Source organism: Mycobacterium sp. IDUB_21, assembly GCF_055419425.1.
The window spans coordinates 88,539-102,676 of sequence record NZ_JBVAXQ010000011.1; the positions used below are offsets into that span (position 1 = coordinate 88,539).

Consider the following 14,138-nt stretch of genomic DNA (forward strand, 5'->3'; position numbering starts at 1 on the left):
CGTGCATCGACTGTTGATCGCCAACCGCGCCGAGGTTGCCAGCCGGGTGGCCCGCGCCGCGCGTGCCCGCGGTATTCACACCGTGGGGTTGTATTCCGATCCCGATGCGGCACTGCCCTATCTCGATGATGTCGATGAGGCCGTGTCGTTGCCCGGCGTGTCGGCGACCGACACCTACCTGAACATCGCGGCGGTGCTCGACGCCGCCCGTCGCACCGACTGCGATGCCATTCACCCCGGATATGGCTTCCTGGCCGAGAGCGCCGAGTTCGCCGATGCCGTTGCCGCAGCGGGCTTGACTTTCGTGGGCCCGTCCGCCAATTGCATCGCGACCATGGGATCGAAGGTGCAGGCAAAACAACTGGCGCGTGAAGCATCGGTACCGGTACTGCCCGACGCCGTTATCACCGACGAGACAACCGAGCTGAACGCACTCGGCACTCAGGTGGGCTATCCGCTGCTGGTCAAGGCGAGCGCCGGCGGCGGGGGCCGCGGCATCCGGCGGGTCGAATCCCCCGACGAACTGGCCACCGCGGTGACCTCCGCGCAGCGTGAGGCCCGGACTTCGTTCGGCGACGAGACCGTGTTCCTCGAACGGTTCCTGGCCGACCCCCGCCATATCGAGATCCAGATCTTCGGCGACACGCACGGCAACGTCGTGCATCTGGGCGACCGTGAGTGTTCGGTGCAGCGCCGCCACCAGAAGCTCCTGGAGGAATGCCCGGCGTCGCTGGTCGAGGCCGGGCTACGCGCCGCGATGGCCGAGGCTGCCGTGCGACTGGCCGCCGAGATCGGCTACGTCGGCGCCGGCACGTGCGAATTCCTGGTCCAGGGCGACGAATTCTTCTTCCTGGAGATGAACACCCGACTGCAGGTCGAGCACACCGTGACCGAGCAGGTCACCGGGCTCGATCTGGTTGCGCTGCAACTCGATGTCGCCGCGGGTGCACCGTTGCCGATCACTCAGGCCGATGTCACCTACACCGGCCATGCCATCCAGGCCCGAGTGTGCGCCGAGGATCCGCACGCCGGTTGGCTCCCCAGCACCGGCCGTATCGACCGATACTGGCATCCGGCCGATGACGGGGTGCGCTATGAGGACGGCGTTGCCTCGGGCAGCACCGTCAGCCCTTACTACGACTCGATGATCACCAAGATCATCGCCACCGGCCGCACCCGCCTGGACGCCATCAACACGCTGCGCGCCGCGTTGACCGCCCTGGAGCTGCACGGCCCGGCCACCAATGTGGTTGCGCTGCGGTCGGTCCTGTCTGACGCCGATTACCGCAGCGGCGAGGTGACGGTCAACTGGCTCGAACAGCGCGCTGATCTGGCTGCTGCCCGACCACTTCCACCGCATACGCTGGCAGCCGCCGTCATCAGTTCGATCGACGCCGAATCCGACCGGTTCGCGCTGCCCTCGGCCTGGTCGAACACCGCGCGCCCGCCGGTGCAGTTGACCGTCACCGACGATCACGGCGCCAACTACCAGGTCGATTACCGCCCGCCCGCGCGTTGCGACGAGATATTCGGCCTGTTTCGCATCGACGGCGTCGAGCACACCGTGCGCGCGCTGGCCAGTGACGGTGAACGCCACCGGGTCGAAGTCGACGGCATCGCCCGTAATCAGTGGGTGCGCTCCGATGGCGATATCGACTCCGATACCCAAACTCGGGTGTGGGTCAACGGAACCGACGGTCAGAGCTCGTTCACCGTCGCACCGCGGTTCAGCGAATCCAGCATCGACAGTATCGTCGGTGGCCCCACCTCCCCGATGCCCGGCACCGTGTTGTCGGTGTATGTCACCGCCGGCCAAGAGGTTTCGGCCGGTGATCGACTGGTCGTCGTAGAGGCGATGAAGATGGAACACGTAATCCGCGCCTCCGCGGATTCGGTGGTGACCGGCGTGCTGGTCGAGGCCGGACAGTCCGTCACCGCCGGGCGGGTTCTGGTGGAGCTCGAGGACCGGTCATGATCACCGGCACGGCCGACCGTCCGGTCCGGATCGCCAACTGTTCCGGCTTCTTCGGCGACCGCATCGGTGCGGCCGCGCAGCTGCTCGACAGCGGCGAGCAGATCGACGTGCTGACCGGCGACTGGCTCGCCGAACTCACCATGTCGATCCTGGCCAAGAGCCGCGGTCGAGGCCGGGCCGGGTACGCCGGCACCTTCATCACCCAGATGGATCAGGTGTTGGGCACCTGCCTGCGGCGCGGCATCAAGGTGGTGGCCAACGCCGGCGGCATCGACCCGCAGGGCTGCGCTGATCACGTGCGCGCCATCGCCGAGCGGCTGGGTGTGCCGATCGCGGTGGCTGTCGTCGACGGTGACAACCTGACGGACCGAATCGACGAATTGCGGTCCGCCGGTGAGGTTCTTCGCCACCTGGATACCGGACAGGCCTGGAGTATCGATGCCGGTGAGGTGATAGCGGCCAATGCCTATCTCGGTGGACATGCCATCACCGCCGGGCTGGCCGCGGGCGCCGAGGTGGTGATCACCGGTCGAGTTGCCGATGCCGCAGTTGTCTCCGGGGCGGCGGCCTGGTGGCACGGCTGGTCCCCCGATGACTTCGACGCGCTGGCCGGGGCGACCATCGCCGGTCACGCGATCGAATGCGGCACACAGGTCACCGGGGGCAACCTGGCGTTCTTCACCGAGGTGGCCGACCTGACCGAGCCGGGCTTCCCGATCGCCGAGATAGCCCACGACGGCAGCAGTGTCATCACCAAACCTGCGAACACCGGCGGAGCGGTGTCGCTGGACTCGCTCTCCGCACAGCTGCTCTACGAGATCGCCGGCCCACGCTACCCGGTACCCGACGTGGTGGCCCGTTTCGACAGCGTGCGGCTCAATCAGCTTGGCCCGGACCGCGTGCAAATCTCGGCCGCTCACGGCGAGCTGGCGCCCGCGCAGGCGAAAGCGCTACTCACCTTCCCGGGCGGCTATCGAAACGCGATGACACTGGCGATCACCGGCGCCCAGCGGCATGCCAAGGCCGAGCTCGGCGAGCGGGCAGTGTGGGCGCAAATTCCAGGTGGCCGCGAACGTTTTGCAGAGTCGATGGTCGAGGTGGTCGGTGCGAGCCTGGACTCTGACGCCCCCGGCGACCAAAGCTACCTGCGGATCTCAGTCGCCGACCCGCACGCCGACGCGGTCGGCCGCGAATTCTCGTCGGCGGTCGTAGCTACCGCTCTCGGCAGCTATCCGGGGCTGTATCTGACGGCGCCACCGGGCGCGGCCAGCGCGTTCATGGTGGGATGGCCCACGCTGATCGACGTGGGACACCTGCACCCCCGTGTGCAGCTCGATGGTAAGTCGCTCGTGGTGGCCAAGCCCAAAGCCACCGCATCACTGATCACCGATCAGCCCCGCGAACCGTCCGCGAAAGACGATGTCGCCGATACGGACCTCATCGAGATCCGTATCGGGCAGTACCTGGGCGCCCGCTCGGGCGATAAGGGCGGCAACGCGAATCTGGGTCTGTGGGTCCGAGACGCGCGTCACCTACCACTGCTCGACTACCTGAGCGCTCCCGCCCGTCTCCCGCAGCTCTTCCCGGAATTCGAAGGTCATCCGATGAAGGTCTTCCCCCTGCCGAACCTGCTCGCCGCGAATATCGTCGTGGTCGGTTTCCTGGGCAACGGGGTGGCCGCCTCGCTGCGCGAGGACCCGCAGGCCAAGAGTCTCGGTGAACGTTTCCGCGCGGCCCGCACACCGGTTCCTGCCGCACTCCTGCCCGACCTGATCTCCACGGAGGCCTGATGCAATTCACCGAAGAGCACGACCTGTTCCGCGCCAGTGTCCGCGAGATGCTGGCCAAGACCGTCGAGCCGCATTACGAAGAGTGGGAGCAGCGCGGCCAGTTCCCCGCCCATGAAATCTTCCCCGAATTTGCCAAGCTGGGTCTGCTCGGCCTGGAGTACGACCCCGCTTACGGCGGTGAGGGCGCCGATCACTGGTTTTCGGTGATCGCCTGCGAGGAGTTCGGCCGACTATCTGGTAACGGAATCCCGATGGCGTACAACGTGCAGGCGAACATGGCCACGCCGTCCCTGCATGCGCACGGCAGCGACGAACTCAAGCGTGAATTCCTCGCGCCGGCGATCGCCGGCGAACTGGTCTGCTCGATCGCGGTGACCGAACCCGACGCCGGCTCCGATGTCGCGGGCATCCGCACCAAAGCCGTTCGCGACGGCGATGATTGGTTGATCAGCGGCGCCAAGACCTATATCACCAACGGTGTCCAGGGTGACTGGTTATGCCTGCTGGTACGTACGTCCGACGAAGGCGGCTACCGCGGAATGAGCCAGGTCATCGTCCCGAACAACAGCCCCGGCCTGACCGTGAGCCGATCCCTGAAGAAGCTCGGCAACTGGTGCTCGGACACCGCCGAGCTCACCTTCGACAACGTGCGGGTGCCGATGCGCAACACGATCGGTGAAATCGGGCGCGGCTTCCAGCAGCAGATGGAGCAGTTCCAGACCGAACGCATCAGCGCCGTCTACCAGGCCATCGGCCAGATGCAGACCGCGATCGATCAGACGGTGGACTACCTGCAGGACCGTCCGGCATTCGGCGGCAAACTGATCGACAACCAGTACCTGCAATACACCCTGGCCGAACTGGCGTGTGAGGTCGACGCCCTCAAGCAGTACGCCTACTCGTGTGCCGAACTCATCGTTGCCGGCACCGATGTCACGCGCCGGACCAGCAGTGCAAAACTGCTGACTGGAAAGCTGATTCGTCGAGTGGCCGATACCTGCCTGCAGTATCACGGTGGTATGGGCTATATGGCGGAGACCTGGACGTCACGCTTTTTCCGCGATTCCCGTCTGCTCTCGATCGGCGGTGGTGCCGACGAAGTCATGCTGCGGGTCCTCGCCCGTGACGTCACCAGCAAGCGGTTCTTCTCCTAAACACCGCAAAAGACCCACACCCCCGTCACTTCGAAAGAAAGTAGGCCAACGATGACTACCTCCGAGACCACAACCGAACGGGTGCGGCTGGAAAAAGACCACGAGACCCACATCGCGAGGATCACCATCTCCAATCCGGAGAAGAAGAACGCGATGGCACCCGAGGATTGCGAGCTGATGGGCCGCCTGCTCGATGACGTCGCTGACGACGACGCCATCAAAGTCGTGATCATCCGGGGCGAGGGTGGCGTTTTCACCACCGGCGTCGACCTCAACCGAGCCTATGGCTGGTACAGCACGCCGGGGGATGACCGTCGGCCGAGCCAACGGCGGCGGCTCACCATCGATCGCAAGGGCCAGCGGATGTTCCACGAGTTCATCGGCTTTCCCAAGGTCACTGTCGTGCAGCTCGAGTCCTACGCCCTGGGATTGGGTTTCGAGTTGGCGCTCTCTGCCGACCTGGTCGTCGCATCCCGCCAGGCCAAGATCGGTATGCCCGCAGCACGTTTCCTGGGCCCGGTACTGGGCAATGTCGCTTTATTCCTGCATCGGCTTGGCCCCGTCGTCATGCGCGACCTCATGCTGACCGGCCGGATGGCCGCCGCCGAGGAATTCGAGTCGATGAAGCTGTTCACCCGGTTCGTCGACGAAGTCGACGTGGCCGCCGAGACTGAAGCGTTGGCCGCCCAGGTCGCCAAGATGCCGGCCGATGGCATCACCATCGCCAAGGAGGCTTACCGTTTGGTCGAGGCAAGCTCGGCGCTCGGCCTGGAAGAGACGACGGCTTACCTGTTCCATAGCTACGGTACTAACTTGCGGTTCGAGCCTGATGAGTTCAATTTCGTCAAAGAGCGTAAGACGAGCGGTACCAGCCAAGCCTTCAAGAAGCGCGATGAACACTTCGGAACCGGGAGCGCAGCACAATGACATCTGAGACGGCGAGCCAAAGAGCCCACTCGCGCACCTTGCCGGACAAGGTCTTCGTCATCGGTGGTAGCCGGGGAATCGGACGGTCGACGGTGATCCAGCTGACCGCGGCCGGAATCCACTGCGCCATCGGATATCTCGAGAACGACGCCGCGGCCAAACAGACCCAGGCGCTGGCCCGCGCCAGCGGCGGCCCCGAACCGGTGCTGGTACGCGGCGACCTGGGTACCGATGCCGCGGGCTTCGTAGGCGCCGCAATCGAGACGCTGGGAGGCCTGGGTGGATTGGTCACCACCGCGGTGCCGATCATCGCCGGCCGCACCCTGAAGGTCACCCGGGAGGAATACGACCGCGTCTTCGACGTCCAGGTGTGGGGCCTGTGGGAAGCGATCCGCACCGCGTTGCCCGAGCTGGAGAAGGACGGTGGCTCGGTTGTCGCGGTCAGCAGCCTCGGCGCCAACCACTACGCCCGCTACTACGGGGCCATCGGCCCAGCTAAGGCCGCGATGGAAAACCTGGTGCGCTACTTCGGCGCCGAACTGGGCCCCAAAGGTGTTCGTGTCAATGGGATCTCTCCGTCTCTGGTAGACAATCCTGGCCACGGCGGCGAGGACATCATCGCCGGGGTAGCCGATATGCAGGCGGCGGTGGCACAGAAGACCCCGCTGCGACGGTTGGGGCATCCCGATGAGCTCGCGTCGGTCATCGTCTCGTTGTTGTCCAGCGACTTCCAGTTCGTCACCGGACTGACCATCCCGGTCGACGGCGGTTACAGCCTGCTGGCCTGAGCGCCGACGGATAGGAAAGGTAGTCCCATGCGCTTCCGTCTCGACGAGTCCGAATCCCGACGACGCGACGATTTGCGCTTGCATATCGACGAATTCAGCACCGAAGACATGGCCGCGATACATGCGGAGATGACCGAACTGGAGAGTGACCGCCAGGCGCCGACCGCGTTCCACCCCTGGCTAGTGCGTCAGGATGTCATCGGATTGGGCTGGCCGGAGCCCCACGGCCGGCCCGCCACCCAGACCGACCGTTTCATCGCCCACGAGGAGATGGACTCAGCCGGATTGCCCACCTACGGCTTGGAGCAGGCCGAGGCCGTCGGCTGGATGCTGGCTACTTTCGGGCCCGATGAACTCGCCGGCGAACATCTTCCGCATGTCCTCGACGCCTCTTGGAACTATGCGGGCGGCTACAGCGAGCCCGAAGCGGGCAGTGACATGCTGGCCCTGCGCACGAAGGCCACCCGCAACGACAGCGGTGACTTCATCGTCAGCGGGCAGAAGATGTGGACCTCGGGCGCGCACCTCGCCGATTGGATCTTCACCCTGGTCCGAACCGACCCGGACAGCACCCGGCATAGAGGGCTGTCGCTGCTGATGATCGACGCGCATGCCCCGGGTGTGACCATCCAACCCGTACGGGTGATGGGCGGATGGCGGGTCAACGCATGCTTTTTCGACGAAGCGATTGTGCCGGCCCACAACCTCATCGGCGAAGAGGGCCAGGCCTGGTCGATGATGTCTCGGGCACTGGACATGGAGCGATCGATGAGCTTCGGCGGGCGCGAGGCCCGGCTGTTGCTGGCCCGTTATCTGCACCGCATCGGCGAGCGTGGTATCGAACTGGACGAGGCCGAGTACCGGCAGATCGGCGAGTTCGTCATGGAACTGCAGGCCGAACGCCTCCTTGGTCAACAGGTGGTGGCCTTGGGCGAGCGCGATGAATCGGCCAGCGGCGAAGCATCGATGAGCAAGCTGCACGGACCGGCCGCCGCGCAACGGGTGGCGCAGTGGCTGGTCGATGCTCTTGGACCGGACGCATACACCATGGACAGCGGCGACCGGCTGGCTGAGGACGCCGAGCATTTTCTGCGGGCGTCCACGGTCTTGTCGATCATCGGCGGTACCAGCGAAATTCAACGCAACATCATCGCCCAACGTTGGCTCGGACTGCCTCGGGGCTGAGGGGACGCTTGGGATGGATCTCGGTTTGAAGGGCAAGGTTGCACTGGTTCTGGGCGCTACTCAGGGCATGGGGCGAGCCACCGCTATGCGGCTCGCCGGTGAAGGTGTGCACTTGATCGTGTGCTCACGCGGCCACGTGGAGGGCGACGAACACTACAGCTACACCGCCAAGCCCGCCCTGGAGGCCGTGGCGGCCGATGCCCGCGCTGCCGGCGCGACATCGACGTCGGCGATCCCCGCCGACCTCACCGAGGCCGGCCAGGCCGAGCACCTGATCGCGGCCATCGCCGACCAGCACGGCCGGCTCGACATCCTGGTCAATACCGTGGGGCTGTGCGAACTCGGGGAATCGGTCACCGAGCCGGACGACTGGTGGGACCGCTCGTATCAGTCGGTACTGATGACCTCGGTGCGCGCCTGCCGCGCCGGGGTACCGCTGATGCTGCGATCGGGCGGTGGGTCCATCGTGACCACCTCGGCCATGTCGATGCGGCATTTCGTCCCGCGGATCGCGCACTATTCGGCACAGAAAGCGGCCCTGGCCCATTTCACCAAAAACCTCGCCCGCGAATATGGCCCGCAGGGCATCCGCGCCAATGCGGTGCTGCCGGGCATGATCGTCAACGAGCAGATCGCCGAGAAGCGCCGGCACTGGATGGCCAACACCGGCGGTGACGAGGACGATTACTTCGCCGACGCCAATGCGCGCTGGCATCAGGCCACCTGGGGCACCCGGCTCGGCGTGCCCGACGATATCGCCGACGCCATCACCTTCCTGGTGTCGCAGCGAGCCAGTTACATCAACGGTGTGCTGCTCAATGTCGACGGTGGGTCCGAGTACCTCTGACGGGGGGATAGCGCCCCTGCTATCGCCCGTCCCGACCGGTCGCCGATGAGCACGCGAATTTTGTGACAACTACCCGACCCGGGTGACCGTGCCGCGTGTGCCGTCGACCTCGACTAGGTCCCCGTCGTGCAAGTCGAGCGTCGCGCTGTTGGTTCCCACCACACAGGGCACGCCGAATTCACGGGCCACGATCGCCGCGTGCGAGTGCAGACCACCCACATCGGTGATGACCGCGGCAACGCACCCAAACAGCGGCGTCCATCCCACATCGGTGACCCGGACCACCAGGATGGTGTCGGGCTCGATATCGTCGATATCCTCGGCCGACGCCACCACACGGACAGGTCCGCGCACTCGCCCGGGCGAAGCGCCCACACCGTGCAAGATGTCGATGTGGGTGGAAGCAACCGAATTCAGCGGCTCCCAGTGCCTGGTGAACATCGGCGGCAAGTGCAGCCCGGCCAACCGCTTCCGCTCAGCTCGGCGGCCGGCAATCCGGTCGGCGAACAGCGCAGGAGCCGCGATCTCTTCTGGTGTCAGATAGAAGACGTCGCCGATCTCGTCGAATACTCCCGCGTCGACCTGGCGGCGTCCCACCTCACGCAGGGCCCGCCGGAGCAGGTGGGTGCTGCGCATCGTGACGTCCTTCGAGCGCTCACGCCTGCGTACCGCGGCGTTGAGCATGCCCACCGCACGCTTCGATGCCCCGGAGAGCGCGGTCGCGGTGGCTGCGGTGCGGGCCGGAACATCAAGGGCCATCCGAATCACGTCGATCAGTTGCGCCGGGCGGTCGCCGTACATCGGGTTCGCGAGCTCGGTCTCACCGGGGCCTCGATGGCCGGCCTCGGCGATCAGCTTCCAGAAGGCCGCGGCGAACATCGGGTCGAGGTCGTCGAGCCGCTTGAGCAGACCCTCGGACGGTTCGTCGCGCAAGATTCTCGCGGTGCGTGGTTGTGCCTGTGCAAGATCGGCCAGATGACGGACGCCGAAGAGCAGCGAGGCACTGGCCAAACCTTCTGCCCCACCGCGCATCGCGCCCAGACCGAGATTGGGCGAGACTTTGCGTACCAGTGCCTGGGCGGCTGAGGCGACGAGGTTGGTGGTCGTGCTGTACGCCCAAGAATCGAGCGTGAGTTCGCGCACCGAATCGATCAGCGTCAACAAGGCGTTGCGATCCAGCTCCAGCAGGGCCGCGTCGGTGACATTCATGGCGAGCAGGCGCGCATCGATGTCGGCGATTCTGCGCCCGCTGCCGGCCATCCGCAACACCGCAGTGGGCATACCCAGCACCGAACGCACCGAGGTCAGCACCGAGACGCGCTTATCGGTGGTCTCCGGGACATGGGCAATGCCCAGGATGTGCTCGTCGACGTCCCGAGCATTGGTGCCCGGCATCGCCGCGGCCATGGCGTGCACCACCGAGAGGTTGGTGTATAGCCGGTGCCCGACCGATGAGATACCCAATGTACGTTGGGCCGCAATAACATCAGCGTCGCGCATCCCGAGCACCTCGACCTGGATGGCCCCAGCCAACCGTAACGCATCGCGGCCTACCAACAGTGACATCGGGGTGAGTGTGCCACCGAATGCCTCCCCCACGTTCGCCGTCGTCAGCGTGGGAAAGCGATCGTCGATGAAATCATCGAATTCTCCGCGCAGCCCGGCAGGCGCCGGGTCGACGCGATGTTCCTCCGGCGGAAGGTGATCGCGCGTCCACCGGTGATCGGGAGCCGGCGTACGCCATGGGATGGGGACCTTCGCGGTACCGAGATAGGTCACCGCCCGCACTCCCGCGCGTGCATCGGCTAGCGCCGACCCCGAGTCGTACACCGGCGTGTACCCCCACTCACCGGCCATCCGCCTGGTGTCCAGCGTCGGCATGTACCGGAACCCGTCCAGATCGGCCGGGCTCAGCTCGAGCAGGTCAGCACGCCAAGCCATACCCGCGCCCGAACGCAGTGCCTTGAAGGGCAATTTGATCAGCGGCTTGCCCAGTATTTCGGCGATTTCTTCGATCGTGAGCCCGGTATCAAGCGGACCTACGTTGACGATTCCGGTGCGGTCGCCGAGCGTGGCCTGGGCGTGGAAACGGCCGACGTCATCGGTATGCAGGAACTGCCAGGGACGCATCACCCCGGTGGGCGCGACCAACATCGGGTGCGCCAGGAATCGGAACTCGTAATTGTCCATGTCCCGGCCGGCCACCACACACGTTCGGGTGATCACCGACGGGATGCCGGACTGCGTGATGAGCTCCTCACATTGCGCCTTGTGCCGCGCGTAGAGCACATCCGGGTGCGGACGCAGTGGATGCTCCTCGGGAATCACCTCAGGGTTGTCCGGCCAGGGTCCGTAGGCCAGGGTCGAGGAGGTGAAGACCAGGTGGTTAGCGCCCGTAGATTCCATGGCACGCAGCACGTTTCGCGTACCACCGATGTTGATGTCCTCCACTCCCGTCGATGACCGCAGCGGTGCGAGCAGGAAGGCCAGGTGTATCACCCGTTCACAGCCCTGCATGGCACGTTCAACGGCCTCGATATCGCGGATGTCACCGCTGATGGAATTCACTCCCGGAATATCAACGGTTCGCCGCGCCAGCGCCACCACGTCGGCGCCCTGGCGCACCAGGTCACGACAGATGACGCGGCCGAAGACCCCGCTGGCCCCGGTGACGAGGACCCGCATCAGCGGACCCGCTCCGGAAAAACTTCCTGCCAGGCCCAGTGCCGCTTAAGTTTCCGGGTCTCGCCGACCCGGCGGATCACGCCGGTGTGGCCGGACCATCCCGGGCGAGCGGCCGAGAAGTCAACCATCTTGCCGTTCGGATCGGTGACGAACTCCCAGGGTCGTCCATCGCCGACATCGAAGGTGATCCGATCCACGAATTCCTCGTCGCGCCACTCGATCGCCTCCTGCACAGACGCTGAATTCACCAGAACCGCATCGGCCGAGGACACCGCCACGAACCGGAAACGATCGGCGCCGATACTCATGTGCCCCCATTCGATAGAGCCGTCATCGTATTCGTTCGCGAAGACATTCCAGCCGCCCTGCAGGCGCATCCAGATGGCGCTGTTGTTCCAGCCGACACCGTTTGGCAGATAACTGTGGTCGACGGCGAAAAAGCCGGTGACCCGCTTGCCGAGCATGGTGCCCTCGGCCAGGTACGGCGTGGAGGTGTAGAAGCACGCGCCCGACTCGCCGGGCACGCCGCCTTCGCCCTCTGCGGTACGCCACGGCACGTAGACCTGGAAGCCCGGGGCGGCCAGGGTACCGCTGATGTTCAGCAGGGGCCCCTCGAGGCCATGCTCACGCCACAGGAAGTCGTGATCACCTAGCTGCACTTCGAAATTCGCGCCACGCGACGAGCCGCCCACGAAGGTCTCCCGGCCATCGACGTAGCCGCGTTCGACCTTGCACCCCTTGGCCCCCTGGGCACTGGCCGGGTGCACGCGCAGTCCGGTGTCATCGGCCGCCATGATCGAGATGTCGCGAGTGGTGTACGTGATCGCCTTACGGATGAAGGCAAATTCTTCGCCGTCGTCGGTACGCATGATCCCGTAGAAGTAGGTGCCCTCCAGCGGCAGGCCAAAGTAGGACTTGTGCAACAGGTGCTGGTCGGCTTCCGGGCGGAAGAATCCGACCAGGGGCTGATGGTCGAAATCTGCACGGCGGGGGAAGTCTTGCGTCATCGGCGACGTCCTCTCAGGGGATTGGGAACGCTCTGCGGCCCAGTCAAGTATTTAACTACAGTCATTGCAGTTAATTGATTGTCCTGAAGCTACACCGCATCCCCACATAGCAGCAAGAGTCTCAATCGGCCGCGAGTAACCGGCCGTCCAAAAGGAAGTCGACAAGCCGGCGAGCATCGGCCCCAGCGTCGGTCAACCGCTCCGGGAACGCCATGTGCGTATAGATGCCCTCCAGCATGGTGGCGCCGGTCAGGCTGCGGAGGAATTCGGCCGACGCGACATCGGCACGCCACTCCCCTCGCGCCACTCCACGTTTGAGAACCTCGGTGGCGCTCTGCAGCCGAACGGTGTTGATCTTCTCCCATTCCCGTCGCAACACTTGGTCGTCGCGACTGTCGAGCACGATGCGGAACGTCGCTATGCCGTGGACGCTGGAGAATCCTTCGAGCATCTGCTGAGTCACTGAGACCAGCTGATCGCGGGCACTCCCCTCGTCGGCCACCTCGAGACCGGCATCGAAGGTCTGCACAGCAGCCAGCAGCAGATCTTCCTTTGTGGGCCAACGCGCATACACCGCAGGTCGGCTGCAGCAGGCGGTCTTGGCCACCAGATCGACGGTGAAACCCGCCTTGCCGTGGGCGGCGTACACGCGCAAGGCAGCATCCAGAACCCGCGGATCCAGGTCGGGATCACGCGGTCGGCCCCGACCCGCACTCGACGTTCGACGTACCGTCACGCCGGGATTGTTACATGCCACTACAAGTCAGCGCGCTTCTCTGGCCCAGCGCGGCAGCTCGAATCCACGATCGAACTGCCACAGGTCAGAAACCTCTGAACGAGTCGCCGGGTCGGCCAGCGTTCGGGCCATCGCACCCAAGGTTGGCATCGGATCGCCCATAGCCGCACTCCACGCCCGGATCCGGCGCGAATACAGTTGGCAGTCGGCCTCAACGGTGAACCCATACCCGCCAAGCGCTTGGTGCACGATGCTGGCAGCTTGCCGCGACGCCGACCGCGCCTTAGCCGCCGCCATCGCGGCCCCGAACAACGGGACCGCGCCATCACAATCGGCTAGGTAGGCGGCATGCCGGGTCAGCAGATCGGCGGCTTGTACCGCCGTCGCGGCCTCGGCGAGCGGATGAGCCACCCCCTGGAAGCTGCCGATCGGAACACCGAACTGACGGCGCTCGGACACATACCCGACTCCGTAACGGATCAGCGCCTGCGCAGCCCCGACCAACTGCGCGGCTTCGAGTAGAAACCCCCAGGAGCGCACCGCATCCAGGTCCCCTTCCACCTCTGCACCAGCGACCTCACCGACCACCACCACGAGTTCTCCGCCGGCGCTGCGCCTCACGTCGTTCGACGCCTCGCCGATGGCGATCCGCGCGCCGGCGGCCACCGCGATTCGCGGCAATCCGACCGGAACCGTCTCCCGATCAACGCCATTGGCTACATCCGCCTCGCCGAGCACCACCCGCGCCGCCGTCGATGATACGAACGGTACCGGCGCCAAGCGAGCACCTAGGCATGCCGCTGCCCTGGCCAGCAGAATAGGCTCGTGCGGCAAGTCCCCCAATCCGAACTCACGCAACGCCCGACTGAGATCATCGCGACGGTCGACAGATTCGGCCCCCTCGCCCTCCATCACCCGAAGCGCATCTGGCGAGCAGTACCTGGCCAGGATGCCGTCCAGCGCATCCGCAAGTTCCTCGGCCTCTTCCGGCCAACGTTCATCGAACAAGGCTCACTCCAAGCCACTACACGAACAATGTGACAA

The 14,138-nt window shown here is 65.4% G+C and carries 11 protein-coding genes; 7 read left to right on the forward strand and 4 right to left on the reverse strand.

The window, feature by feature from the left end; translation table 11 throughout:
* Window position 1: 1 nt before the first annotated feature.
* The 7 genes from ACZYY4_RS16730 to ACZYY4_RS16760 are packed head-to-tail and all read left to right on the forward strand — an operon-like array spanning window position 2 to window position 8,666.
* The gene (locus ACZYY4_RS16730) at window positions 2–1,975 is read left to right on the forward strand and encodes an acetyl/propionyl/methylcrotonyl-CoA carboxylase subunit alpha (protein WP_463811117.1); all 1,974 of its coding nucleotides are present in this window, start codon (window positions 2–4) and stop codon (window positions 1,973–1,975) included.
* Entirely contained in the window at window positions 1,972–3,765 is a 1,794-nt protein-coding gene (locus ACZYY4_RS16735; RefSeq protein ID WP_463811118.1) for an acyclic terpene utilization AtuA family protein, read from the forward strand. The genes ACZYY4_RS16730 and ACZYY4_RS16735 overlap by 4 nt, the downstream gene beginning before the upstream one ends.
* Window positions 3,765–4,919, forward strand: a complete 1,155-nt coding sequence (locus ACZYY4_RS16740; protein ID WP_463811119.1) for an acyl-CoA dehydrogenase family protein — start codon at window positions 3,765–3,767, stop codon at window positions 4,917–4,919. Before ACZYY4_RS16735 ends, ACZYY4_RS16740 begins: the two co-directional genes overlap by 1 nt.
* A 51-nt stretch (window positions 4,920–4,970) precedes the next feature.
* Complete coding sequence (locus ACZYY4_RS16745; protein WP_463811120.1) at window positions 4,971–5,846, forward strand: enoyl-CoA hydratase/isomerase family protein; 876 nt, start codon at window positions 4,971–4,973, stop codon at window positions 5,844–5,846.
* Complete coding sequence (locus tag ACZYY4_RS16750) at window positions 5,843–6,634, forward strand: SDR family oxidoreductase (RefSeq protein WP_463811121.1); 792 nt, start codon at window positions 5,843–5,845, stop codon at window positions 6,632–6,634. The genes ACZYY4_RS16745 and ACZYY4_RS16750 overlap by 4 nt, the downstream gene beginning before the upstream one ends.
* A 27-nt stretch (window positions 6,635–6,661) precedes the next feature.
* Window positions 6,662–7,819, forward strand: coding sequence for an acyl-CoA dehydrogenase family protein (locus tag ACZYY4_RS16755; RefSeq protein WP_463811122.1), 1,158 nt, complete (start codon window positions 6,662–6,664; stop codon window positions 7,817–7,819).
* Between the two features lie 13 nt (window positions 7,820–7,832).
* Window positions 7,833–8,666: an SDR family NAD(P)-dependent oxidoreductase gene (locus ACZYY4_RS16760; RefSeq protein WP_463811123.1), complete on the forward strand. Its 834-nt coding sequence runs from the start codon at window positions 7,833–7,835 to the stop codon at window positions 8,664–8,666.
* A 69-nt stretch (window positions 8,667–8,735) separates the two neighbouring features.
* On the opposite strand, the gene ACZYY4_RS16765 is transcribed toward ACZYY4_RS16760, so the two are convergent.
* The 4 genes from ACZYY4_RS16765 to ACZYY4_RS16780 form a co-directional block, all read right to left on the reverse strand.
* Window positions 8,736–11,351, reverse strand: coding sequence for an NAD-dependent epimerase/dehydratase family protein (locus ACZYY4_RS16765; protein WP_463811124.1), 2,616 nt, complete (start codon window positions 11,349–11,351; stop codon window positions 8,736–8,738).
* Entirely contained in the window at window positions 11,351–12,274 is a 924-nt protein-coding gene (locus tag ACZYY4_RS16770) for a hypothetical protein (protein WP_463811125.1), read from the reverse strand. Before ACZYY4_RS16770 ends, ACZYY4_RS16765 begins: the two co-directional genes overlap by 1 nt.
* Before the next feature lie 205 nt (window positions 12,275–12,479).
* Window positions 12,480–13,094, reverse strand: a complete 615-nt coding sequence (locus ACZYY4_RS16775; protein WP_463811126.1) for a TetR/AcrR family transcriptional regulator — start codon at window positions 13,092–13,094, stop codon at window positions 12,480–12,482.
* Window positions 13,095–13,121: 27 nt separating this feature from the next.
* Window positions 13,122–14,102 (reverse strand): acyl-CoA dehydrogenase family protein, encoded by a 981-nt coding sequence (locus ACZYY4_RS16780; protein ID WP_463811127.1) that lies wholly within the window; start codon window positions 14,100–14,102, stop codon window positions 13,122–13,124.
* Window positions 14,103–14,138: the final 36 nt, after the last annotated feature.